Raw genomic sequence first — 25,433 nt, forward strand, 5'->3', positions numbered from 1 at the left:
GGCATCAGCCGCCGAACATGCCTCTGACGCCGCCCCAGACACTTCGGGCACCGCTGGCGACGGCGCGTCCGGCGGTCGTGACACCGGACCTGACCGATGACAGGCCCCGGACCAGTTCACCGGCTTTCGCCATCCCGAAGACACCTCCGGCGATGGAGAGAAGGCCGCCGGCGCATCCTAGGCTGATCGGGTCCGCGATGCAGGCGTCAGCCGCGACGACGATTCCGATGCCCACCGCCGCCAGGCCGAGGACGGGCCCCACCGGCGTCGCCGAGGTTGCCAGCGCGCCGATGCTCAGTCCTCCGGCGACCAAGCTGAGGGTGTCTGCCGTGTCCTCGCTCAGGAACGCGTGCCCGTCGTCCTTCTCCTCCTTCTGACCGAGCTGCACCTTCTTCGCCACCGCCATGCAAGCTTTGGCCCGGCCGCCCTTCAAGCAGTCGTGGAAGGTTGCGATCTTCGCCTTGACCTCGTCCGACTTGACTGACTTGTACCAGGCGTCGTACTGGGGAGCTGTCAGCCATTTGGTTCCCCGGTAACCAAGGTCCTTGGTGAGCCAGTTGTAGACGGGGGGCGGAAGCTTCTTGGTCGTGGCTCTTCCACTCACGATCGACCCGTCACCCACCTGGGTGCCCTTCGTGTAGTCGACCGAGGTGGTGCCGTCCGCGTGCTTCTTGTAACCGACCGCGTCCTGCGTCTTCTTGTCGCAGTACTCCAGGGAGTACCGGCAGGAGTTCGGCGGGGAACCGATCTCCAAGCCGCTCGGGTCGCTGTAGGCGATGGGGTTGTTCGCCGCGTAGCTGTAGGCGTTGACCTCCTGAGGGGAGTACGGCTTGCTGATTTCGTCCGGACTGAGGAAGCGCGCGAGGCCAGGGTCGTACATGCGCGCGCCCAGCATCGACAGACCGGTCGAGTCGTCCTCCGGCTGTCCGACGTAACCGCGGTCCATGGTGGACGGCAGATTGCTCGTCGTGCCCCGCTGCTTGCCGAACGGGGTGTACCGGCGCCGGGTGACCAGCCCGCCCACGGCGGTGACCATGATCTGGGTGGAAGCCTGGCCGTCGCCGAGCAGCCAGGTCAGCTTGCCGTTGGCAGTGTTGTCGACCGTGCGCACCGCGATGCTGGTTCCGTCGGCCGAGTAGTAGCGGCTCGCCTCGGCGGTGGCACTGCCCGTCTTGTGGATCTCGTGCCCATCGAGGTAAAGCACCTTCTCGGTGGGCGCGTTGCGCAACAGGACGTTGCCGGCGGCGTCGTAGACATACGTCGTGGTGTCGCTGCCCGTCTTCACGGAGGTCACGCGGTGCAGCGCGGACCAGGTGAGCGTCGAGGACACGCCATTCACCGTGCGTGTCTGCAACTGGCCGGCGCCGTCGTAGCCGTAGGTGTCGGTGTTGGAACCGGTGACCACGCTGGTGACGGCGTGCGGGCGGGCGGTGTCCGCGGTGTAGGTGGACTCGTCGGCGCTGTAGCCGGGGTAGTGGTAGTCGTGGGTGACCGCGGCGGTCGTCGAGGAGGCCTTCTCCGTGAGCGACTGCAGGTTGCCCATCCTGTCGTAGGTGTACTGCTGCTGGTACGGGTCGGGCCCGGCGAAGTCCGAGGCCGGGATCGTGCCGCAGGCGGTGGCCGCCTGGGTCCAGGCGGCGGTGAGCCTCCTGAGGTCGTCGTACGTGTAGCACTGCTGCTGCCCGGCGTTGTTCTCACGCAAGGCGGTGATGTCACCGTTGTTGTTGCGGGTGTAGGTGTCGTCCTGGATCTTCGTGGACGTGCCGCCGGTCAGCGTGCTGGTGGTGATGTTCTTCAGCCATGCCGTGCCGTTGGCGTCGTCATAGGTGAAGGTACGGGTCATGCGGGTGTCGGCGCCCGAGGCTCCGAGCGAGCGGGAGACGACCCGGCCGTAGTCGTCGTAGCCGACGTTGTCGAGGTAGGTGGCGAGGCCGCTGGACAGCTTCGTCAGGCGTCCTTGGCCGGAGTAGGCGGCGGTGACCGTCTCGGCAGGCAATTGGCCGATGGCCGGGTACTCCGCCGAGGTGACGTGGTCGCCCAGGTCGTAGTGGTACTTGAAGGTGTAGGTCCCGCTCAGGCCCGCGCCGTCACCGGCGTTCGGGACGATCACACTCCTCTGGGTGACCCTGCCCCGTGCGTCGTAACCGTTGACCTTGGTCGTGTACGCGTTGCCCGCCGAGTCGTACGACGTCGTCGAGGTGGCCAGCCCCTTGGCTCCGGTGACCGCCGTGCCGTTGTCGTTGTCGTACGCCGTCCTGGTGAGCACAGTGCTTCCCTGCGAGACCGTGAGCGGCCGCTGGAGCGCGTCGTAGGTGTAGGTCAGCACGGCGTTCTTGCCGTCGGTGGTGGTGGCCAGCCTTCCGTTCGCGTCGTAGGTGGAGCTGGACGTACCGGTATCCGGGTCCACCGTGGTCAGGCGGTCTCCTGCGGAGTTGTACGTGTGGTGGGTGGTGTTGCCGTTGGCATCGTGGAGGTACTTCAGCTGTCCGCTGCGCGTGTACTCGTACGTCGTGGCGTTCGACTGGGCGCCCACGTGCTCGACGACCTTGACCGTCTGCCCATAGACGTCGGTGTAGGTCTCGGTGGGCTGGCCGACCGCCGGGGTGACCGTGGTCAGGTCGACTCCGGAGTAGCTCGTGGAGACCTTGCCCGCCGCCTGGGCCGTGCCGTTGACCAGGTACTGGCTCAGCGTGGTCCGGCCCGCCCAGTCCACCTGGCGGTCCGTGTAGGACGGGATGGCGGTGTACGCCGGGTTGACCACCTTGGAACCGGCGGCGGCGGAGTTGTAGAACGGCTGCGAGCTGCCCGCGACGTTCCCGGATGAGTCGTAGCGCGTGACGGACACCGTCATGCCGGTGCCCGAGGGCGCCGGGGCCTGGGTCTCCAGGGTGCGGCCCAGCCCGTCGGCCCAGCCGTACGAGCTCGCGTACGTGGTCCCGCTCTGCAGCACCTTCGTCGTGGCCTTCAGCGGTGCGCCGGTGGCCTGGTAGGGGATGGACGCGCTGGCGCTCTGCATCGGCAGCAGGTAGTCGAAGGTCATCGACGCCGTGCCGTCGGGGTAGTTGGCGGACTCGGTCGGCTTGAAGACCCTGGAGATCCGGCCGACGCCGTCGTAGACGACCTGGGTCGTGTTGCCGTTGGCGTCGACTGTCTTCCACGCCTCTCCCCAGTAGCGGGAGAAGTAGTCGGTGGAGGTCAGCGCCGTCCCCGCCCCCGTGCCGTCCGGGTCCGGGGTCGTGGTCACCACGCCGTTGACGGGCCAGGACGTCGCCGGGTTGTAGGCCGTCGTGGTCGCGTTGTTCTTGCCGTCGAACGTCTTCACGACGCGACCGGCGTCGTCGAAGTTCGCCCGTGTGATGCGGGCGTTGGCCGCGTCCGCGTCGGTGTAGACGCGGACCTCGGTCGCGTTCCCGTCCACCAGTGCCGTGTTGTTGCCGTCCCAGCTCGTGGAGCCGTCGTAGTACGTGGCCGTCCGTCGGTCCAGGTGGGCGAAGGGCGTGCCGGCCGTCTTGTCGTTCTGGACGGTGGTGCAGCCGACGTTGTAGTGCCGTTCGTCGTCCTGGTAGACCATCCAGCGGATGGTGCCGGTGGCGTCGTCGGCCATGTCCGCGGTGTTGTAGGCGCGGCCGTACTCCGTGCAGTGGTTGTCGGAGACGTTGCTCTCGCCCCAGTCGTCGACCCGCATCGGCAGGCCGAAGGTGGTGGAGGCGGCCTCGCTGGTGTCGAACTCGGTCTCGACGATGTGCTCGCGCCAGGTGGAGAGGTCCGAGTCGCTGGAGTAGTACGCCTTGTCCAGGGTGCGGAGCTTCTTCTCACGGACGAAGCGGGCGTCCGGGAGGCCGGTGTACTGGGCCGTGTTGTGCACCCAGTACTCGTGCCACTCGCGCCGCTGCGACGCGCCGGCGCTGTCGCGGGTCGACGTCTGAAGGGTCTGGCCGGCCAGCCAGGCGGAGTCCGTCCACTCGGTGCCCTCGGAGTCGGCGACCTTGACCGAACGGGTCTGGGACGCGTCGGTCTTGGAGGTGCGGTCGCCGTCGAGGCCGCGGTAGAGCCAGTGGTACGTGGAGTGGAGGTTGGCGTTGGCGCCGGTGGTGACCAGGACCTTGGCGTAGCCGCGCCATTCGGACCAGGTCTCGTCCTCGTCCTTGACCAGCGGGCTGGCGGTGAACGCCCAGCCCGGCGCGCCGTCGTACTCGTAGGTGGTGGTCATGGCGGGGTCACCGTCGTCGTAGCTGCCCGGGTCGACCTTGACCTGCTTGACGACGAACTTCTTGAACCAGCCGGTGCGCGCCTCGGTCTCGCCCTCGGGCGTCCATTTCTGCCAGAAGCACTCGTAGTTGTTCGAGGACTGGGACGGTGGACTGGACTCGTCGCACTGGCGGGAGACCGTGCCGCCGGAGTCCGTGGCGTGTCCGTACGTCACGTCGATCGTGGAGCCCGTGTCGGTGACGACCTGCTCCACGCGGCGGAAGTTGAGGGTGCCGGTGCCGACCAGGTTGTCCTGCCAGTCGCCGTCGAAGTTGATGGCGGGCAGGGTGACGTCGGTGCCGGAGTAGCCGCGGCGCTGGATGTAGTCGAGCCAGAGCTGGCCGCCGACCTCGCCCTCGGGGTTCACCATCGCGTACCGCATCTGGTACTGCATGACGGTGTCCCACTCGGCCGCGTTGTTGTCCCTGACCTGGGTGGTGATGTCCCAGAGCAGGTCGCGCTGGAAGAACGTCGGGTAGTACGTCTTGCCGGCGCAGGCGTAGTCGTCGGAGGAGCCGTCGCAGATCAGGTCCGTCGGGACGTCCGGGTACGACGAGGGCGAGGAGTCGATCGTCGGGCAGCTCGCCGCGGTGTCGTCCAGCGGGTTGGTCTCCTCCAGGCGCTCCTTGCAGCGGTTGAGGTGCTGGAAGACCACCCGGGCGGGCAGCTGGGCGCCGGAGATCTGCGAGGACCAGCCGTACTCGATGCGGGTCAGGTACGAACCGGCGTCGTACTTGCGGGCCTTGTCGCTGCCGGCGACCGACCGGTAGTAGTTGGTCTCCTTGTCGTAGAAGTACGAGGTCTCCACCTCGTTGGGGTCGACGATCCGGTCGAGGTTCCACTTCCAGGCCTGGTTGCAGTACGTGGGCTGGCCGCCGTCGTAGCAGGGTTCGCCCTCGTCGTCACCGATCACCGGGACGCTGAGCACCGAGCGGGTGGCGAGGCTGGTGTCGCGTTCGGAGCGGCCCCAGCCGAAGTAGTAGCGGGTGCCGTCCTGCTTGGTGATGACCCAGAACTCGTCGGTGTTGTCCGAGTTGTTGGGGCTGCCCTTGAGGTGCTGGATCTTCCAGCCCTTGTCGTCCTTCATGTGGAAGGAGCCGGTGCCGGTGTTGTCCTGGATCAGCTCGGAGCTCTCGCCGCCGAGGGTGATCTGGTACACGGCTCCGTTCGGGTCGTCGGTGGAGTTGGGCGAGTCCCAGCACAGGTCGCCCCACTGCTGTCCCTGGTCGGGGCCGTGGCCGTCCTCGATGCAGTTCCTGTACTTGCGCTCGATGTAGCCGACGTTGAGGTCCCAGCCCATGCCGACCCAGGAGGCCTGGTTGTTGGAGGCCGAGGTGCGGCCGTCCAGGGACTGGGAGTTGTAGCTCAACGCCAGTTCCGGTGCCGAGCCGACCGGCGGCTTGGGCACCTCGATCGGGACGTTGTAGGTGAAGGCGCCGGAGCCCAGTGACACGTTCCACTTGCCGGACTGGTTGGTGGGTGTGGCCCGGTAGTCGCCCTGGTCGGAGGAGGAGCCGCTGGTGAGCGCGTAGGTGACGGCTTCGGCGGCGAGCAGCGAGGTGCCGGCGTCCGGCGCGGCCTCGACCGTGGCGGTGAGGGTCTGCTGCTCGGTGTCGTTGTCAGCGGCGACCACGGTGCCCTGGCGGCAGGACGGCACGTCCGGCGTGACGGCGGCGCAGGCGGGCAGGCGGGTGAGCTGGAGACGGTCGGCGAAGTCGCCGCCGTAGGCGTGGGCGAAGCCCGAGTAGTCGAGGCTGACCTCGACGGGGCCGGCGGTGGTGGAGCCGTCGGCGCGGCGTATCTGGAGGCCGAGGCCGAGGCCGCCGAAGGGCTTCACCTTCGCGCGGTCCAGTACCTGGACGGAGACCTTGCCGGGACCGCCGACGGCCAGGGCGCGGGCCGGGCTCTTCGCGGCCCGGACGGCGACGGCCGCGGACTCGTCCGTGCCCGGGGTCTTCACGTCCCTGGGCGCTGCGTCCGCGGCCGGTACCGCCACGGTGGCCTTTCCGGCCTTCGGCCAGACCACCTTCGGTGTCTTCGTCATGCCCTTCTCGACGCGCTGCGGCACCGCGTCACCGAGCGGTCTGGCCGGTACGTCCGGCCGCTTGCCCGACGGCAGCGCGAGTGCCGCCGTCGGCGCGAAGGACACCGCGACCAGCAGCGTGGCCAGCAGCGCCTTCACGAGCACCACGGCAAGTCTTCGACGACCAGGCTTCACGACTCATCAACCCCCGTCAAATGATCATGAGCATGCCAGGTGGCGGAGTCACGAGCTCCGCTCCTCACACGAGTGGCGGGAGTCTAGCCATGGCCGAATCAATCAGGCCAGATCAACAAAAGGGACGTATTGGAAAGTTAAACGATCCGATCTGTTCACACGTGTGCTTTCTCTGGCAACATCCGCAAACCAAGCATCAGCAGGCAGCAGTTCGAACTCTTGCCAGGGGGGTCCGATGCGTTTCGCATTCCGACACAGCTCCACCCGCCCCGCCGCGTTCGCCGTGGCGCTCACGCTCACCGCGGGGCTCCAACTCGGCCTGGCGGAGGACGCGTCCGCCGCCGTCACGGCCGGCCCGGTCTTCAACAACCCGACCGGCGACGTGGCACAGCAGCAGGCGATACGCACCCGGCTCCTGGAGTACATAGGCCAGGCACCGGCCGGCTCCTCGATCAGGGCGTCGGTCTACCACTTCTGGGACACGGGGCTGGCCCAGGCCCTCGCCGACGCGCACACCCGCGGGGTCGCCGTCCAGCTGATGCTCGACGAGAGCGACGTCAGCGACAACCCCGACGACGACACCTACGGCATCCTGACCGCGGCGCTCGGCACGGACACCGGTCAGAGCTCCTTCGTCGGACTGTGCCCGGTCAACAAGTCCTGCCTGGGCGACCCTTCGCTCGGCGCCTCCATCAACCACAACAAGTTCTGGCTGTTCTCGCAGCTCGACGGGGCCTACAACGTCGTGGTGCAGACCTCGTCGAACATGACGCCGTCCAGCTACAGCAGGTTCTGGAACGACGCGTACGTGATCCCCGCAAACGCCACGCTCTACGCCGCGTACGGCAGTTACTTCGGCAAGCTGGTGGGCAAGGACTGGGACAGCTGGCAGTACAGCTACACCACCAGCAGCCCGTACAAGGTCTACTTCTTCCCGCGTCCGGCGAGCGACCCCTCGCCCGGCGACACCATCACCGGCGTCCTGGACAACGTCACCTGCTCCTACACCGAGAACGGCACCAGCAAGAGCACCAGGGTGCGGGTGGCGATGTTCAAGCTGACCCGGCTCGCGGTCGCCCAGAAGCTGGTCGCGCTGCAGAAGGCCGGCTGCACCGTCGACATCGTCTACGCCACGGCCGACAGCGGCTCCTCCAGCGGCACCTGGGAGACCCTGCACGCCTCCGGCGGCCCGGCCCTGCGCTGCTACAACTGGGACGACGACGGCGACGCCGGCACCGCCTCGCGCATCGTCCACTCCAAGTACCTGCTGATCGAGGGCAAGTACGACGGCTCGGTCGGCCAGAAGGTGCTGTGGACCGGCAGTCACAACTACAGCGGCCCCGCCCTCACCAAGAACGACGAGGCGCTCCTGAAGGTCGACAGCGACAGCGCCCACGACGCCTACGTCACCAACTTCACCGCGGTGAAGGCGGCGGCGGTCCCCGGCTCCTCCGACAACACCAACGCCTGCAAGGGCGTCACGAGCACCCCCGAGGACACCGTGCCGGCGCCGTGAGGTCCCGGCAGCGGCACCCGTGACAGACGCGGTCACTCCAGGGCCGCCGGACACATGCGTGTCGTCCGGTGGTCGGCGTGCGTTAACCCATGCGCACGACAACCCGTGCGCACGAAGCCCTGCGCCGACCTTGGAGTGACCGCAGTGTCCGATCCCCTCCCCCGCCGCACGGCGAGACTCCGGCTCCGACCGGCGGCGGCGCGACGCCCCCGTCGGCGGCTCACCGACCTGTTCCGCGCCCGGCGGTCCGTCCCGGTCGCCCTCCTGCTCCGCCGCCACGCGGCCCAGGTGCTGCTCACCGCCCTGTTCGCGGCCGCCTTCACCGCCCAGGCCGTCGGGGCGCTCCTCCCCCACCTGCCGCTGCTGCTCGCCGCGACCATCGCCTCACTGGCGGCGGAGGGCGTGCTGCACCGGTGGCAGCGCGGCATGGTCACGGTGCTCGCCAAGACGCACGCCGACCTCACCGTGCGCCACGTCCTGCGGGACCTGCTGCTGGTGTTCGGCCTGCTGCGGTTGGGCGAGCAGGACCGGGAGACGGTCTACGCCCCGCTCGTCGCCGGTCTTTTGGCCTTCTACGCGCTGCACTGCGCGATCCAGGCCCTCTCCGTGCTGGTCCGCCGCACCCGCACGCTGCCGGTGGTCACCCGCAACATCGACGCCTCCGCCCTGCGCCTGTCCGCCGCCCCGCCCCTCCTGCTGCGCCGTCCCGGTCACCGCCTGCTGGTCTTCGGTCTGCCCTCCACGGCCGGCCTGCTGGCCACGGTGGCCACCGACGACCTGCGGTGCGCGGCCCTGGGCATCGCCCTGTCCCTCGGGCTCGCGGTGATGGGCCTGTTCGACCTGCTGGTCCGGCTGCTGCCGAGCCGCCGCCCGGCGGGCGAGCAGGAGGTGCTCGACTGGTTCGACGCGTGGCTGGCCGAGTACCGGCCGACCGTCGGCCTGTACTTCTCGGGCGGCGCGTCCTCCGCGTACCAGGCGAACATGTGGCTGGAGCCGCTCGCGCAGTTGGAGGGCCGGCCGCTGATCGTGCTGCGCGAACGCTTCATGGTGCAGAAGATCGCCGCGACCGACGTGCCGATCGTGTGCCTGCCCAAGGTGACCACCCTGATGCGCCTGGAGCAGTCCACGCTCCAGGTCCTCGTCCACCCCTCGAACTCCGGCAAGACCTCCCAGGTCCTGCGCATCCCCACCCTCAAGCACACCTTCGTCAACCACGGCGAGAGCGACAAGCTCTCCTCGTGCAACCCGTACGCGAAGGCGTACGACGAGGTGTGGGTGGCCGGTCCGGCCGCCCGCGAGCGCTACGCGCTGGCCGAGGTCGGCGTCGAGGACAAGGACGTGGTGGAGATCGGCCGCCCGCAGCTGGACGCGGTGCTGCCGTACGCGGGCCCGCCGGCCGGGACGTACACCACCGTCCTGTACGCGCCCACCTGGGAGGGCTGGGACGGAAACCCCGGCAACACCTCGGTGGTCGAGGCCGGTGAGAACCTCGTACGGGCGCTGCTCGCGGATCCGGGGGTTCGGCTGCTGTACAAGCCGCACCCGTTGACGGGATCCGTGGATCCGCGTGCCGGGGCCGCCGACCTGCGCATCCGGGAGCTGATCCGGGCCGCGAACCGGGAGCGGACGGGCAGCCGTCCGGTCGCCGACGGTGAACTGGAGCGCCGCACCAAGGAGTTGGACGCCCTCACCGCCACGGACGGCCGGGCCTGCGCCGACCAGGTCGAGCGGATGCTGCTGCAGTCCACGCCCGAGCCCGGACGGGCCGACGCGGTGGCACGGGCGACGGCGGCCTGGGAGGAGGCGTACTGGGCCTCCCTCCCCGAGTGGGAGCACCAGGTCGTCACGGACGTCCGGCCCGCCCTGTACTCCTGCTTCAACCGCGCCGACCTGCTGGTCAGCGACGTCTCCAGCGTGGTCAGCGACTTCCTGGCGAGCGGCAAGCCGTACGCGGTCGCCAACACCAGCGGGCTGCCGGAGGACGCCTTCCGCGAGATGTTCCCGACGGTCCGCGCGGCCACCGTGCTGGCACCGGACGCGGCTGGGGTGCCGAAACTGCTGGAGGCGGTACGCCACCCCGAGAAGGACGAACTGGTCGAATCGCGTGCCGAGTTGAAGCGGCAACTGCTGGGACCGGACGAGCCGCCCTCACAGGTGCGTTTCAACGAGGCCGTACAGACGCTGTGCTCGGCGTCACGGGAGCACCGGGTGCGGATGGCGGAGCGGGTCGCGGGCGAGATTCCCGGGCCTCGGGGGGCGCTGGACGAAGCACGCGAGCTGGAGCTGGACGCCACCGCGGAGAACTGACCGTAGACCTGCCCCTACCGGTCAGGCCGCTGCCCGCATCTCCCGAGCGGGCAGTGCCCGGCGCACCTTGCGTGCCGCCCGCTGCATGAAGGTGTCGACCGTGCTCTCGCGGTACCCCGGGAAGGCGCGGGCCTCGCGGGCGTCGGCGAGGTAGACGCAGTCGGGTATGCCGGCCTCACGGTCGCGGAAGTACGGGTAGACGAGGTAGAGGCGGCGGCCCTTCTTCTCCAGGATGGCCGGCGCCTGCTTCTTGGCCCGGACGAACGCCACGACGTCCTTGAGGAGGTCCGGCCGCTGGTCGGCGACCAGGTGCAGCCGCAGCCGCTCGTGGACCCTGAGCCGGCGGGCGACGTCCTCGTTCCAGTACGCCTCCATCAGCGGCTTCGCCAGTTCGAGCTTGTGCCGCCTGACCTCGTCGCTGTCCTTGAGGTACCGGGGGCCGAACTGCGGCAGCAGGGTGACGACGAAGGGCCGGACCATGAGCACGTCCCGCTTCGGACCCGGAGGGATCATGTCGGCGATCAGGGTCATCAGAGCGCGGGCGGAGTCGAAGCGCAGGGTGTAACCCCCGCTCTTCGTCACGTGCTTGCCGTCCTCGCGGCCCACCAGGTAGTAGCAGGTGTGGTCGGCGACGATCGACACGCCGTCCGCCCGCAGGTACGCCTCCATCGTGAACAGCGCGTCCTCGCCGGTGAACAGGGACTCGTCGAAGCGCATGCCGTGGCGTTCCAGCAGGGCGCGGCGGAACAGCTTCTGCGCGCTCAGCGTGAACTTGATGTTGGAGGAGTAGACGTCGGTGCGCCCCACCGTGCTGCCCCACATCGACTTCGGCGCCGACCGGTTGACGCCCTCGACCTTGCCGAGGACCACGTCCGTGCCGTTCTCGTCGGCGATGGCGACCATGCGCCGGAGCGCCTCGGGGCCGAGCCGGTCGTCGGCGTCGAGGAAGAAGACGTAGCGTCCGGTGGCCTTGCCGAGGCCGACGTTGCGCGGGCCGCTGGGGCCCCCGGAGTTCTCCTGCCGGATCACCGTGACCGGCATGGCCGCACGGGCCGCGAACTCCTCCAGGTACTCCCCCGTCCCGTCCGTCGAACCGTCGTCTACCGCGATGACCTCGATGCGCGTCTGGTCGATGGTCTGTGCCTCCACGGACGCGAGGCACTCGATCAGATACGGCATCGCCTCGTACGCACCGATGATCACGCTCACATCAGGTTGCGCAACGGTCACTTTTCCCCCAGTCACGGAAAATCTCCCCTGTATCGCCTCATTGGCTACCTGATAGACGGACAACCTCCGCAACCGGTTGCCTAAACTCCTGCTTTTCGTGAGCCAGCTCACAGGGGGCCACATCGGGAGGACATGCGGAAGGGCCCGGTCCCCGAGGGTCAACTCCCCTGGAAACCGGGCCCTTTCAGTGAGCGCGGATCAGTTCGCTCAGTGCGCGGTCACGCCGTCAGACCGTCCGCCTCGCCCGCCGGCGACGCACCCGGCGCCGGCACCGCGTTCGCCAGCTCCGCCTCGGCCTCGGCGGCCTCCGCCGCCGCAACCCGCGACTCCTGGCCGACGTTGCGCGTCTCGGCCTTGATCGCGAGATCGGCCACCGCGGTGTTGAACTGCTCGAGTGACGTCGGCTCGTCGGGACCCAGCAGGTACTGCTTGAGTTCCTGACGGTCCTCGGCCAGCGGGTCGGCGGCCGGGTCGCGGACCGCGTCCAGCAGCCCGCCCAGCTCGGCCGCGCTGTTGGAGAGGATCACCGCGGCGCGCACCGCGGTGTTCTGCCGCTTGAACTCCTCGACGCCCAGCTCCGCCGAGTCCGTGACCGCGTACGGCTTGCCGCTCGCGATGAAGTCGGAGACCACGCTGGAGATGTCGGAGACCATCGCGTCGGAGACGTTGAAGCAGTCGTACAGGCGCGGCTCGGCGCCCGCGATGACCCGGTGCTCCCAGCTGGGGAAGGAACGCCAGTAGGCGTCGTTCCACTCCGCCCGCAGCCGGGCGATCTCCTCGTGCTTCGCGACGTCGACCAGGCCGTCACGGGTGGCCTCGGCCTCGTCGCGCTTCTCCCCGCCGCTGCCGGCCAGCTCGGCCAGGCGGGCCTCGACGCGGACGAGCTCGGCCTTGGCCTTGGCGTCGGCGTCGCTCTTGAATCCGGCGTCGGCCGCCCGCGCGCTCGCGGCCTTCTCGACCAGCGCGACGATCCGCCGGTGCGCGGCGCCGGCCTCGGCGCTGACGGTGCCGGTGAACGGGTGCGGCTTGTACAGGACGCGGACCGGCGGGTCGGCCTTCACCAGCTTCTTCACGATGTTCTCGCCGGCGAGGACGATCGAGGTGTTGCCGGGGTTGCCGTCCCAGCCCTCCCAGGTGGGCGCGTACAGGACGGTCGGGCAGCGTCCGTCGGCGGCGGGGCCGTCCGGCACGCCCTGCCAGGTCTGGATGGGCGCCAGCTGCGGGCGGCCGACCTCGACGATGTCGTCGTCGCGGACCCCGACGTCGGCGATGGCGTAGCGGTCGCGGCCCGCGCGGCCCGCGGTCCACACCTCGTCGTACACCTTGCTGAACGGGTTGACGCTGGCCAGCTTGTCGCTGTCGCCGTGGCCGATGAAGACGTGCTTCATCGTGGGGACGCGCAGCATGTGGATGTTCTTGCCGACGTTCGCCGCGTACAGCGCGACCCGCACGGAGGACAGTTCCATGTTCATCAGGTGCACCCCTCCGGGCACGCAGATGACGGGAACCGTGGTCGGCGCCAGGTTCTGCAGTATGACCCGCTCACGCAGGATGATCAGCGGCCTGGAGTCCAGCTTCTCCATGGTGTCCAGCCACATGTTGACCTGGTACGCCGAGTCCTTGGAGCCGGAGAAGTACAGCACCGTCTCCGGCCGGTACTCGCGCAGCCAGTCGTCGACCGCCTCCAGCACCTTGTCGGCGGTCGGCGGGATCTTCCTGCCGCGCACGTACGGCAGCAGCGCCGCCACGTACAGGCAGCCCAGGGCCAGGGTGACGGCGACGCCGACGAACCCGGCGAGGGCGGAGTCCATGGCGGCGGAGACGAGTATGCCGATCACGGCCGCGAGGTCGAGGTGGAGCATCTTCTCGGCCGAGCGGTTCAGCAGGCGCTTCGGCGGGGCGTTCGGGATCCGGATGCGGGAGGCCAGGTCGACGTTGCGGGTGGCGACCGGCATCCGGCGGCGGTTGCGGATCAGGGTGACCAGGGCGCCGTGCGGGGCCTGGAGACCGTAGAACGCGATGAAGCAGGCGGTCGCACCGTAGAAGACCAGGTTGTCCGCGAGGGACAGACGGGCCAGCAGCAGGATCAGCAGGAGTTGTCGGATCAGGAAGCGGATCGACAGACCGGCCCGCACCTTGCTGAGGCGGTTGATCAGATAGCTGCCCTTGCGGTGCAGATAGTGGTCCGCCAGGTACGTCACGGCGGCCGCGGCCGCGAAGGCGGGGACGCTCGGGACGAGCGCGGCCAGCATGAGGGCGGGGAAGCCCAGGATCATGAGGGCCGCCGCTGCCAGCTCTGCCGCGCTGCCCACCCGGGCGACGCGAATAGCGGTGCTTATCACGGAGAAACCTGCTCTTGGAGGGGTGCCGGTTTGCGAAAGTCGAAAAAGTCCGGAAAAAACCTTGTAGAAGGTTCGGGAACTTTACGGATTCAGGCCCCTGCGAATGCTCCGCGAACGGGCAGCCACAGAGGCCTGAATGACAGACGACTAATTGTTGTTGATTATGCCACGCCGTCCTGACGGTCCAGGACACTGGCCAGGGCCTGCTCGAACCCGGAGGCCTGTCCGGCGGACGCCGTGGGGTCCTGCTGGCGAACGTCGATGACGTGCCCGGTCAGTTCGGACAGCAGCACGTCGAGCGAGGTACGGGCCACGGCCTCGGAGGAGAGCAGGCTGCCCGCGGGCTCCTGCCCGAACGCCTTGGTGCGCATCGGCGTGGCGGTGCGCTCCGGGTTCACACAGTTGACCCGGATGCCGTCGCCGGCCCACTCGTCGGACAGGGCCTGGGTGAGGTTCACCATGGCGGCCTTGGTGGAGGAGTAGAGGCTGTACTCGGCGCGACCGCGGGTGTAGCTGCTGGAGGTGTACAGCAGCAGCTGTCCCTTGGTCTCGGAGAGGTACTTGTACGACGAGCGGGCGATCTGCACCGGGGCCAGGTAGTTGACCTTCAGTGCTTCCTCGATGGTCGCGTTGTCGGTCTCCGCCAGCTTGCCGATGCGCAGCACGCCCGCGGTGTTGACCACGTAGTCGATGCGCCCGGTCTCGCCGTACGCCTTGGACAGTGCGTCGTCGACCTCCTCCGGGTTCTCGACGTGGGTGCCGGTGGTGGAGCGACCCAGCGCGTACACCTTGGCGCCGTAGGACTCGGCGAGTTCGGAGATGTCCTTGCCGATGCCGTACGAGCCGCCGAAGACGACGACCGTCTTGCCGGTGAGGAGTTCGCGGTAGAGCTCCTCGCCCTTCTGCTCGGGCGCGGCGGTGGAGGCCAGCTGGAACAGCTTGTCGGCGATGAAGACGTCGACCGGCTGGGTGACCTTCATGTTGTACTCGTCGCCCGCGACGACGTGGACCGGCACGTCGGGCAGGTACTTGAGCACGACCGAGCAGTCGTCGGTGGCCTGGAAGTTGGGGTCGCCGGCGGCGACCTCGTAGGCCCGCTTGATGGTGGACAGCTTGAACGCCTGGGGCGTCTGGCCGCGGCGCAGCCGGGAGCGGTCCGGGATCTCGGTGATGAACTCGCCGTCCTCGCCGTGCGTCCGCGTGACGATGATGGTGTCCGCGGACGGGATGGCGACGTCGACCGCCTGGAAGCGCTCCAGGGCCGTGACGCAGTCGTCGATGACGCGCTGCGACAGCAGGGGGCGTACGGCGTCGTGGAACAGGACGTTCACGTCCTCGCCCTCGGCCAGCCCCTCGCCCAGGGCGGCGATGGCGCGCTCGGTGGTCTCGTTCCGGGTGGAGCCACCCTCGATGATCTTCTTGACCTTCTTGAACCCGGCCTTGGCGACGATCTTCTCGATGTCGGGCACGTAGCCCGGCGCCATCAGCACGATGATGTCGTCGATCGAGTCCGCCTTCTCGAAGGTGGTCATGGTGTGCTCGATGACTGCCTTGCCGGCGATCTTCAGCAGCTGCTTGGGGATCGACAGACCCACGCGCTGGCCGGTGCCACCGGCCAGGATCACTGCGGTGGTACGGGGCTTGGCTATGCGCTGTGACACAGGTGACCTACCTTGGGGCGACAGGGAACTCGGAAATGGTCCCACTTGTGGTTACCGCAGTGCAAGGTGAGCGCCCTTAGCTGCATATGTGCGCGCAACCTGTCATTCACCTTGCACTCCTGGTGATTGAGGGACACCTTCCACCGACGCCATGGAATTGCTGTGAGTAACTCCACAGATGTCCGGCATTGCGGAGAGTACACGTCGCGGGCTCAGCTTCTACGCAGCCGCTTCAGGCAGCGGTGTCCCAGCACCCGCACGAGTTCCTTCGAGGAGGTCTGGTGCACCGTCCGTGACTTCGCCGGCGCGCTGTGCCTGACCGGTGCCGCCGCGGCCGCCGCGAGCACCCCGTACAGGGCCTGAGCGGCCACCTCGGGGGCGATCCTCGGCTCGGCCACCGGCTCGTCCCGCGACGCTCCCCACGCGCCTGAGGCGCGGTCGGGCCCAGCGGACAGCAGTGCCGAATCGCCGAGGACCCGTACGCCCGCCCCGCCGATCCGCTCCGCCATCCCGGCACCGATCCCGGCGGCGGCCTCGACGGCCCAGCGGGGGGTGGGGATCTTCACGTCCTCCGGGCCGGGGGTGCACGTGTTCTTCATATGCATCACGGCGCCGTATCGGACGAGCTGTGAATAGAGCTCGTCCGGGAGGCCATTGCCCCGGAATTCCATATTAAGATTCCGCAGCATTTCGGTCTCGGCAAGGGTCAGCGAGCGGTTCGCCGCGTCCGGAACCGGCCGCAGGAGGTGGGCGGGCAGTCCGAGAAGCTGCTCGAAGCTCCGCAGCAGACCACCCCGGTCACGGTCGTCGACCACGACGACGGTGACCCGTTCGGGGCCGACCACCCGGGCCCACCGCTCCACCAGCCGGTCGTGCCGGTGCCGACGCCGGAAGCTGGGGTCGGGCTGCTCGTACGGGGCCTTTTCGAGCATGTGCTCGAGCCAGTCCTCGTAGCCCATGCGCAGGCCGTTCTGCACGTACTGCTGCCACTGCGAGGACATGATCCGGGCCAGCGGGCGCAGAGTCAGAGGACTGCCCGAGACCGCGCTGAGAGAGGCCTGGGACGCACATGAGTCCCAGGCCCGCCCCACGGGTTTCCTACGCCGGGCTCACACGACCCGGACGCCGGGCCGTCCGGCGTCGACCCGCAGCGTCGCCAGGGTGCTCGGCGTGGACTGCGGCGCGCGCACGGTGTCCACGATCCGCACCCGCGCGTCGATGCCGTCGCGGCGGACGTCGAGCAGGTGGTAGCCGCGGTGGGCGTCCAGCAGCTTCCAGTGTGGGTTGTCCGGCAGTCGCGGGTCCCACTCCCGGTGGAAGGCCGCCTGGTCCTGGTCGCCGTTGCTGGAGATGGAGGTGCCGACGAACTCGGCGCCGACGACGGCGGAGTCCGGGTTCGCGAAGTCCTCCTTCAGGTCGCTGATCATCGTCAGGTGCCGGTCGCCGGTGAGCACGACCGGGTTGCGGACGCCTGCGAACTCCTTCAGGAACTCGTTGCGTTCGACCTGGTAGCCGTCCCAGGCATCGTAGAACCACTGCTTGCCCTCGCCGACCAGCAGATCGGTCTCCGCCATCATGATCTGCGAGGCGATCAGGTTCCAGCGGGCGGGCGAGTGGCGCAGCCCGTCCAGCAGCCACCGCTTCTGCCCCGCCCCGAGCATCGTCAGCGACGGGTCCTGGGCGCCGGCCTGGCTGGTCGCCTGGTCGCTGCGGTACTGCCGGGTGTCCAGCACGTTGAGCCGGGCCAGCCGCCCGAACTCCAGCCGGCGGTGCATCCGGATGTGCGGGCCGTCGGGTACGGCGCTCGCGCGCACCGGCATGTGCTCGTAGTAGGCCTGGTAGGCGGCGGTCAGCCGGGCCACGAACGCGTCGTGGGGCTGCTTGTCCGGGTCCTGCGGGATCTCGCCCGCGAAGTCGTTGTCGACCTCGTGGTCGTCGAAGGTGACCACGAAGGGCGCGTTCGCGTGCATCGCGGCGAGGTCGGGGTCGGTGCGGTACTGGGCGTACCGGTTGCGGTACTGGGTGAGGGTGTACGGCTCACCGGTGCCCTCGTGCCGGCGCAGGGCGGTCGCCGACGGCGAGGACTCGTAGATGTAGTCGCCGACGAAGAGGACGACGTCGGGGTCCTGGGCCAGCATGTCGGCGTATGGCGTGAAGTAGCCGTGCTGCCAGTTCTGGCAGGAGGCGAGCGCGATCCTCAGGCCGCCGCCGGAGCTGTACCGGGCGGGCGCGGTGCGGGTGCGGCCGGTGCGGGAGAGCTGGCCGCCGGTGCGGAAGCGGTACCAGTAGGCGCGGTCCGCGCGCAGCCCCCGTACATCGACGTGAACGCTGTGCCCGTACTCGGGCCGGGCGTGGGCGGTGCCCCGGCGGACGACCTTTCTGAACCGGTCGTCCTCGGCCACTTCCCACCGCACCGGCACCACCTCGTCGGGCATGCCGCCGCCGTTCAGCGGGTCGGGGGCGAGTCGCGTCCACAGCACGATGCCGTTTGGCAGCGGGTCGCCGGACGCCACGCCGAGGCTGAAAACGCCGTCGGGCAGCGGTGTCTCGGCGGCCTGGGCGCTGTTCGGCAGCCACAGCTGGGCGGAGGCCGCGGCGCCGAACACGGCGGCTCCGGCGGTCAGAAAGCGGCGTCGGTCGGGCGATAGTGCTCCGGTCACGGGCGAACTCCCCTGCCTCGCTTGCCTCATGGATGAAGAAAGCTCACGCTTCCGGTTGGTCCGCCCGTTGAACAGAGGTATTCGCGTACATGACAGATGGGGAGACAACAGAAGACCCGTCGTGGCACGGGAGCACACACGAACACCACTGTGCCACAACGGGTCTGACAGTCGATCAGTACGCGAAGCCCGTGCCGAGCCCTCCGTTCGCCGCGACCGTGCCGAGCACCGAGGCACCGAAGGCGGTCGTGCCGTTCGGGGCCACCACCGTCGAGGAGCCGGAGCGGAAGGTCCACACGAACCCGGCGCCCGTGTTCTCCCCCGGCGTGCCCACGGCCAGGTCGGCCAGACCGTCACCGTTGGCGTCGCCCAGATGGACGGCACGCCCGAAGGTGTCGCCCTTCTCCGCGGTCCCCGGCACGTTGGCGGTGTTCTGCGTGACCACCTGGGCGCCGGTGCCGGTCAGCCCGGTCGCGGTGCCGCGCAGCACGACGACGGCACCCGCGTTGGTCACCGAGCCCAGATCCTCGCCGAACACCCCGGTGGCCACGTCCGGGTAGCCGTCCCCGTCGACGTCGCCGATCTGGACGTCGGTCCCGAAGGCGTCGCCCTTCTCGGCGGTGCCCGGCACGCCGGCACTGTCCTGGTTGACGAACACCGCGTCGACGCCGTCCGGCCCGTCCGCGGTGCCGGGGATCCAGGCGACCCGGCCGCCCTTGGCGCGGTAGGTGTCGAGGTCGCTGTCGTACCCGTCGACGGCGCGGCCCACCACGATGTCGTCGTAGCCGTCCCGGTTCACGTCGCCGACGTCGAGGTTCTCGCCGCCCTGCAGCTGGGCGCCGTCGACGTCGTAGACGAGGGTGAAGGAGGTGAGGCCCTCGGGGGTGCCCAGCCAGTACGGGATGCGGCGGGCGTCGTACTCGTCGCCGTCGTTCTCGGTGGCGACGACGTCGGTGATGCCGTCGCCGTTGATGTCACCCGCGTCCAGGTCGAGGACCCGGCTGTCGTAGGGGTCCTTCACCACCTGGTCGCCGCCGCTGTGGGCACCGTCCCGGGTGAACGGGCCCTTGGCGATCCGCAGGTCGTGCTGGGTCTCCACGGTCACCACGTCCGTGGCGTCGTCGCCGTCGACGTCCGCGACGGTCATCCGGCCGTGGGCGCCGAGCGCGTCGTGGGCACGGCCCGTGGCCAGCGCCGCGCCACCGGACAGGCCCTTCGCGCCGCCCCAGATCACCTCGACCAGACCCGAGTCGGTGCCCCCGCCGGCGGTGTCCTCGCGTCCCACGCCGACGACGAGGTCCGCGTACCCGTCCCGGTCGAGGTCGGCGGTGTTCAGCGCGCTGCCGAACTCGTCGTCCGTCTCGGCACTGCCGGGCACACCCGCGGTGTTCTGGCTGAACACCTGCTTGGTCGCGGTGCGCAGCCCGCTTGCCGAGCCGTACAGCACGGCGACGTAACCGGCGCCCTTCTTGCCGCCGACGGTCGCCGAGGGCGCCGCGACGGCGAGGTCGGCGTAGCCGTCCCCGTTGAAGTCGTCCCGCAGTTCGGCGGTGGCGGCGGCCTCGCCGCCGGCGGCGTGCGCGGCCGGGACAGCCACCGCTCCGGTGACCGTCATGGCAACGGCGAGACCCGTACGCCACGCCCGTCGGGATATGTTCATGTCGCTTCCTCCTGTCGTGGCGTACGCGTCGTACGCGTTGGTCCGGTTGTCCGGTCGTGCTGGTCGCTCAGGTCGTCTCGGTGCTTCCCGTTGTCCAGGTCCCGCGATCCCGTCAGTCCGCCAGCGAGGCACCGAAGCGCGATCCCGTCGCGGGGGCGCCCATCGTGGCCGCACCGAAGGTGAGGGAGCCGCTCGCGGTGACGCCGGCGGACGTCGCGGCGAACACCCAGACGGAGCCGTTGCCCGCGTTCTCGGCTGGGTCGCCGACGACCAGGCCGCTCGTCCTGTCCGCGTCGGCGTCGACCAGCGCGGTCTGAGTGCCGAAACGGTCCGCCTTCTCGGCGGCACCGGGCACGCCACCGGTGTTCTGGCTGAACGACCTGGCGCCGGTACCGGTCAGGCCGCCGGCGCTCCCGCGCAGGACCAGCACGCTGCCCGCGTCGGTGAGGCCGTCGAAGTCCTCGCCGGGCAGCCCGGTCGCCACGTCCAGGTATCCGTCACCGTTGGTGTCCGCGATCGACAGTCCCGAGCCCATGCCGTCCTGGTACTCGCCGGCGCCCGGCACACCCGGGGTGTCCTGGTTGATCCACACCGGCTCGCGGGTGCGGGAGACGCCGTCGGGACCGCCGTAGACCACGCCCAACGCACCGCCCCTGGTGGGGAGCTCGACGTCACTGTCATAGCTGTCCAAGGAGTGGCCGACGACGATGTCGCCGTAGCCGTCCTTGTTGACGTCGCCGATCACCACGTCCTCGCCGCCGATGCTGCGGCCCTGGGTGTCCTTCAACCCGCCCTTGTCGGTGAGGCCGTTCGGGCCGCCGGTGAGCAGGACCACGCGGCGGGAGTCGGGCTCCTCGGTGCTGCCGACGCGGACGGCGACGTCGGCGACACCGTCGCCGTTGACGTCACCGGTCGTCAGTGACTTGTAGGAGGTGACCCGGTCGGGATCGAGGGTGAGGTAGTCCTTCTTCGCTGCCTGCCCGGTCCTGGTGAACGGGCCGTGGCGTACCGTGCCGTCCCCGTTGTACGTGTCGGGCTGCTCGCCGAGCCAGTTGTCGGCGCCCGCCGTCACCAGGTCGGGGCGCTGGTCGCCGTCCACGTCCCCGACGGTGAACTGGCCCCTCCACTCGTACTGCGGGGCCCACATCAGGGTGGTCGGCGTGGCCGAAAGCCCCTTGGGGCCGCCCCAGTTGACGACGACGGCGTAGCCGGAGTCGACGTCCTGCATGTACGACTGGACGCTCGACAGCAGGTCCGCGTAGCCGTCCCCGTCCAGGTCCGCGCTCAGCAGTCCGGTGCCGTACTGGCTCTCCGGCCGCTCCCCACCGCTGTTCGCCCAGGTCAGCACCTGCTTGCGGGAGGTCGACAGCCCAGTGGCGGAACCGTACAGCACACTGACCGCCCCGGCCTTGGCCTGGTGGCCGACCTTGGTGTCCGGGGCGCCGATCGCCAGGTCGGGGAAGCCGTCGCCGTTGAAGTCGTCGTGGAGCTTCGCGGCGGCGGTCACCCGGGCGTCGGCGGCGTGCGCGGCCACCGGAGCCGTCACACTCGCGGTGAGGGCGACGGCCGCCGCGAGGGTGAGACGGCTGCCGGACCTGCGCTTGCTCATGGTGCTCCTGCGCGTGGCTTGACGGGGCGGGGAGGTCAGCGCGGGAAGACGTCGCCGAGGCGGGCGTTGTTCGCGACCGTGCCGAGGGTGCCGGCGCCGAAGGAGAAGGAACCCTTCGCCGTGGCTCCGGCGGAGGTGGAGCGGAAGGCCCAGACGGAACCCGCGTAGGAGTTCTCGGCGACCGCCGCCACGACCGGCTCGAGCCTGCCGTCGCCGTCGCCGTCGACGAGGGCGGTGTTCTCTCCGAAGTGGTCACCCTGCTCGGCGGTGCCGGGAACGTCGGCGCTGTTCTGGCTGAACAGCTTGGAGCCGGCGCCGGTCGGACCGTCGGCGCCGCCGGGAACGACGACGAAGGCGCCGGCCCCCGTCACCCCGTCGATCTCCTCGTACGGGTCGCCCGCCACGATGTCGCCGTATCCGTCGCCGTCGACATCGCCGATGGAGACGTGGAAGCCCAGGAAGTCCTCGGGCTCCTCGACGCCCGGTACCCCTGGGGTGTCCTGGTTGATCATCAGGGGCGCGCGGGACACGTCGGGGCCGTTCGGGGTGCCGTCGAGGACCTGGAGAGCGCCACCGCCCATGACGATCTCCGCGCACCCGTCGCCGTCGAGGTCACCGAGGGTCAGGAAGTGACCGGCGCGGATCCTCTCGCCCTGTGCGTCCCTCAGCACGACCGGCGGCTTGAAGCCGTCGCGGGTTCCGCGGGCGTACAGCAGATGGTCGCCGCGGTCGCCCTCGTCGTCGCCGTCGAACGAGCGGGCATGGGCGACGAGGTCGGTGATGCCGTCGCCGTCCACGTCACCGTTCACGACCTGGGCCAGGTCCGTGTCGCCGTCGGCGAGTTCGAAGCCGCGGGTGTACGCGGGCACACCGTCCCGGCCGATCGGCCCGTACTGCACGCCGGCGGACCGGATCAGGTCCTGGTGCCCGTCGCCGTCGAAGTCACCGGTGTCCGAGACGCCGCCCTGGTACAGGCCGTCGCCCACGGCGGGCAGGACCTTGCCGGAGGTGAAGCCGTCGGGGCCGCCCCACAGCACGGTCCGGTTGCCCTGTCGGGCGATGCCGCCCTGCTCCCACTTCTCCTTGCCGGTCTCGACCACCAGGTCGGTGAATCCGTCCCCGTCCAGGTCGGCGGCGGTCAGCGCGGAACCGAACTGGTCCCCCGCCTCGACGGTGCCGGGCACACCGGGCGACGCCTGCGTGTACACCTGCCTGGCCGTCGCCTTCAGCCCGCTCGCCGACCCGAACAGCACGGCCACGTAACCGGCGTCGGCCTGCCCGTTCACCGTCGCGTGGTGAGCGGCGACGGCGAGATCCCCGTAGCCGTCGCCGTTGAAGTCCTGCAGTACGTCCGCCGCGGCGGACGGCTGTGCGTGGGCCACCGGCGCCGCGCCGACGGTCCCGGCCAGCAGGGCGACAGCGACGGCGACGGAACGCCGAGTTCTTCGGGATACGGGAAAGGGCACGTCGACTCCGGCCGTGGTAAGGGCAGTTGACCGCGGAGAGATCCAAGATCCTCATCCGCACTGCCCAGTACGACTCGCCGGAGTGACGGTTGGTTGCCCTGTCCGTGCCGGAGCTTTCCCCGGAGTCAACCCATGCCGGTCTCCCGGGCTGCCGGGGCGACCTAGAAGGGCTCGAAGTCGTCGAACTCCTGCGCCGCCTCGTCGTGTTCCGCCTGCCGGTCCCGGCGGCGCTGTGCCGCGGGTCGCGGTGCCTCGAAGCGGTGGTCCTCGCCACGGCGGCCGAGCATCTCGGCGCCGGCCATGACGGTCGGCTCCCAGTCGAAGACGACCGCGTTGTCCTCGGGGCCGATGGCGACGCCGTCACCCGAGCGGGCGCCCGCCTTCATCAACTCCTCTTCCACACCGAGGCGGTTGAGGCGGTCCGCGAGATAGCCCACGGCCTCGTCGTTGTTGAAGTCGGTCTGCCGCACCCAGCGCTCGGGCTTCTCGCCCCGCACCCGGAACAGGCCGTCCTCCTCCTGCGTCACGGTGAAGCCGGCGTCGTCGACGGCCTTCGGCCGGATGACGATCCGGGTGGCCTCCTCCTTCGGCTTCGCGGCCCGGGACTGGCCGACGATGTCGGCCAGCGCGAACGACAGCTCCTTCAGCCCGATGTGAGCCACCGCCGAGACCTCGAAGACCCGGTAGCCCCGGGCCTCCAGGTCCGGCCGCACCATCTCGGCGAGGTCCTTGCCGTCCGGTACGTCGATCTTGTTCAGGACGACGATCCGCGGCCGGTTGTCGAGGCCGCCGTACTCTCGCAGCTCCGCCTCGATGATGTCGAGGTCGGACACCGGGTCGCGGTCGGACTCCAGGGTGGCCGTGTCCAGCACGTGCACCAGCACGCTGCACCGCTCCACGTGCCGCAGGAACTCCAGGCCCAGGCCCTTGCCCTGGCTGGCACCCGGGATGAGACCGGGCACGTCGGCGACGGTGTAGACGGTCGAGCCGGCCGTGACCACGCCCAGGTTCGGGACCAGCGTGGTGAAGGGGTAGTCCGCGATCTTCGGCTTGGCGGCCGACATCACGGAGATCAGCGAGGACTTGCCGGCACTCGGGTAACCGACCAGCGCCACGTCCGCGACGGTCTTCAGCTCCAGGACGATGTCCTGCGCGTCCCCCGGCACGCCGAGCAGCGCGAAGCCGGGCGCCTTGCGCCGCGCGGACGCCAGCGCCGCGTTGCCGAGGCCGCCGCGGCCGCCCTGGGCTGCGACGTACGACGTGCCGTGCCCGACCAGGTCGGCGAGGACGTTGCCCGCCTTGTCGAGGATGACGGTGCCGTCCGGTACCGGCAGGACCAGGTCCTGGCCGTCCTTGCCGGAACGGTTGCCGCCCTCACCGGGCTTGCCGCTCGTGGCCTTGCGGTGCGGGGAGTGGTGGTAGTCGAGCAGCGTGGTCACGGACTGGTCGACGGTCAGGATGACGTCGCCGCCCCGGCCACCGTTGCCGCCGTCCGGGCCACCGAGCGGCTTGAACTTCTCACGGTGGACGGAGGCACAGCCGTGGCCTCCGTTACCCGCGGCGACATGCAGCTCGACGCGGTCCACGAAGGTGGTCATGGGATGTGCCTCCAGTTACGTACGGGATGGTTCTCTGAGTGCTGTTCCTAGGAGAAACACGCGAAAGGCGGACCCGCTTCCCGTGAGGGAAGTGAGGTCCGCCTCGCGAAAGTTTCCGATCAGCCGACCGGAACGATGTTCACGACCTTGCGGCCACGGTGGGTACCGAACTCCACCGCACCGGCGTTCAGCGCGAACAGCGTGTCGTCGCCGCCACGGCCGACGCCCGCACCGGGGTGGAAGTGGGTGCCGCGCTGGCGGACCAGGATCTCACCCGCGTTGACGACCTGACCGCCGAAGCGCTTCACGCCGAGCCGCTGGGCATTCGAGTCGCGACCGTTCCGAGTGGACGATGCGCCCTTCTTGTGTGCCATGTGTCCTCAGTCCCTTACTTCGCAGCCGCGGGGATCTCAGTGACCTTGATCGCCGTGTACTGCTGGCGGTGGCCCTGACGACGGCGGTAGCCGGTCTTGTTCTTGTAGCGAAGGATGTCGATCTTCACACCCTTGTGGTGGTCCACGACCTCGGCCTGGACCTTGATGCCGGCCAGCACCCACGGGTCGCTGGTCACAGCGTCGCCGTCGACAACGAGCAGGGTCGAGAGCTCGACCGTGTCGCCAACCTTGGCAGTGGAAATCTTGTCAACCTCAACGATGTCGCCGACAGCAACCTTGTGCTGGCGACCACCGCTGCGCACGATGGCGTACACGCGGATCTCACTCTCTCGCTCGGGAACGGCACCCCCGCAGTCCAGCCGCCCGACACGCGAGTGGCCTCTCCACAGCACCCAGTGCCCTGGAGGATGAGGTTTACGGGGATGTGACGTGTCTAGGGACACGCCGACGGTCAAGGTTACGGGGCGGCGGCCGAACGGGTCAAACCGGGTCGGGCCCCGAGCGGGTGCGGCCGGTCACATGG

13 protein-coding genes and 1 pseudogene are annotated in these 25,433 nt (G+C 69.5%); 2 read left to right on the forward strand and 12 right to left on the reverse strand.

Features of this window, described 5'->3' with window-relative positions; translation table 11 throughout:
- Positions 1–4: 4 nt before the first annotated feature.
- Positions 5–6,439, reverse strand: a complete 6,435-nt coding sequence (locus AQJ84_RS12740) for an RHS repeat-associated core domain-containing protein (RefSeq protein WP_051870122.1) — start codon at positions 6,437–6,439, stop codon at positions 5–7.
- Between the two features lie 262 nt (positions 6,440–6,701).
- Between AQJ84_RS12740 and AQJ84_RS12745 the strand changes: the two genes are divergently transcribed.
- On the forward strand, positions 6,702–7,982 hold the full coding sequence (locus tag AQJ84_RS12745) for a phospholipase D-like domain-containing protein (RefSeq protein ID WP_037803756.1): 1,281 nt from the start codon (positions 6,702–6,704) through the stop codon (positions 7,980–7,982).
- Positions 7,983–8,246: 264 nt separating this feature from the next.
- Positions 8,247–10,289 (forward strand): hypothetical protein, encoded by a 2,043-nt coding sequence (locus AQJ84_RS12750; protein WP_030042853.1) that lies wholly within the window; start codon positions 8,247–8,249, stop codon positions 10,287–10,289.
- A gap of 21 nt (positions 10,290–10,310) precedes the next feature.
- On the opposite strand, the gene AQJ84_RS12755 is transcribed toward AQJ84_RS12750, so the two are convergent.
- The 11 genes and pseudogenes from AQJ84_RS12755 to rplU all read right to left on the reverse strand — a co-directional run bounded on the left by AQJ84_RS12755 (position 10,311) and on the right by rplU (position 25,224).
- The gene (locus AQJ84_RS12755; protein WP_030042851.1) at positions 10,311–11,519 is read right to left on the reverse strand and encodes a glycosyltransferase family 2 protein; all 1,209 of its coding nucleotides are present in this window, start codon (positions 11,517–11,519) and stop codon (positions 10,311–10,313) included.
- A gap of 218 nt (positions 11,520–11,737) precedes the next feature.
- Positions 11,738–13,831 (reverse strand): hypothetical protein, encoded by a 2,094-nt coding sequence (locus AQJ84_RS12760; RefSeq protein WP_053190522.1) that lies wholly within the window; start codon positions 13,829–13,831, stop codon positions 11,738–11,740.
- A gap of 191 nt (positions 13,832–14,022) precedes the next feature.
- Positions 14,023–15,522, reverse strand: a complete 1,500-nt coding sequence (locus AQJ84_RS12765; protein WP_030042848.1) for a bifunctional cytidylyltransferase/SDR family oxidoreductase — start codon at positions 15,520–15,522, stop codon at positions 14,023–14,025.
- Positions 15,523–15,734: 212 nt separating this feature from the next.
- Positions 15,735–16,550, reverse strand: a pseudogene (locus AQJ84_RS12770) (hypothetical protein); the annotation flags it as partial.
- An 81-nt stretch (positions 16,551–16,631) separates the two neighbouring features.
- Entirely contained in the window at positions 16,632–18,182 is a 1,551-nt protein-coding gene (locus AQJ84_RS12775) for an alkaline phosphatase D family protein (RefSeq protein WP_053190520.1), read from the reverse strand.
- Between the two features lie 175 nt (positions 18,183–18,357).
- A complete protein-coding gene (locus AQJ84_RS12780; RefSeq protein ID WP_030042845.1) occupies positions 18,358–19,842 on the reverse strand; it encodes an FG-GAP and VCBS repeat-containing protein in 1,485 nt (494 codons plus the stop codon).
- A gap of 112 nt (positions 19,843–19,954) precedes the next feature.
- Entirely contained in the window at positions 19,955–21,451 is a 1,497-nt protein-coding gene (locus AQJ84_RS12785) for an FG-GAP-like repeat-containing protein (protein WP_053190518.1), read from the reverse strand.
- Between the two features lie 35 nt (positions 21,452–21,486).
- Complete coding sequence (locus AQJ84_RS12790; RefSeq protein WP_063785358.1) at positions 21,487–22,917, reverse strand: FG-GAP repeat domain-containing protein; 1,431 nt, start codon at positions 22,915–22,917, stop codon at positions 21,487–21,489.
- 161 nt (positions 22,918–23,078) lie between these two features.
- Positions 23,079–24,515, reverse strand: coding sequence for a GTPase ObgE (obgE, locus tag AQJ84_RS12795; protein WP_030042842.1), 1,437 nt, complete (start codon positions 24,513–24,515; stop codon positions 23,079–23,081).
- Positions 24,516–24,634: 119 nt separating this feature from the next.
- Positions 24,635–24,889, reverse strand: a complete 255-nt coding sequence (gene rpmA / locus AQJ84_RS12800) for a 50S ribosomal protein L27 (RefSeq protein WP_030042841.1) — start codon at positions 24,887–24,889, stop codon at positions 24,635–24,637.
- Positions 24,890–24,903: 14 nt separating this feature from the next.
- Positions 24,904–25,224, reverse strand: a complete 321-nt coding sequence (gene rplU, locus AQJ84_RS12805; protein WP_007381993.1) for a 50S ribosomal protein L21 — start codon at positions 25,222–25,224, stop codon at positions 24,904–24,906.
- Between the last annotated feature and the right edge of the window lie 209 nt (positions 25,225–25,433).

Source organism: Streptomyces resistomycificus (assembly GCF_001514265.1).
GTDB classification, from domain to species: Bacteria; Actinomycetota; Actinomycetes; order Streptomycetales; family Streptomycetaceae; genus Streptomyces; species Streptomyces resistomycificus.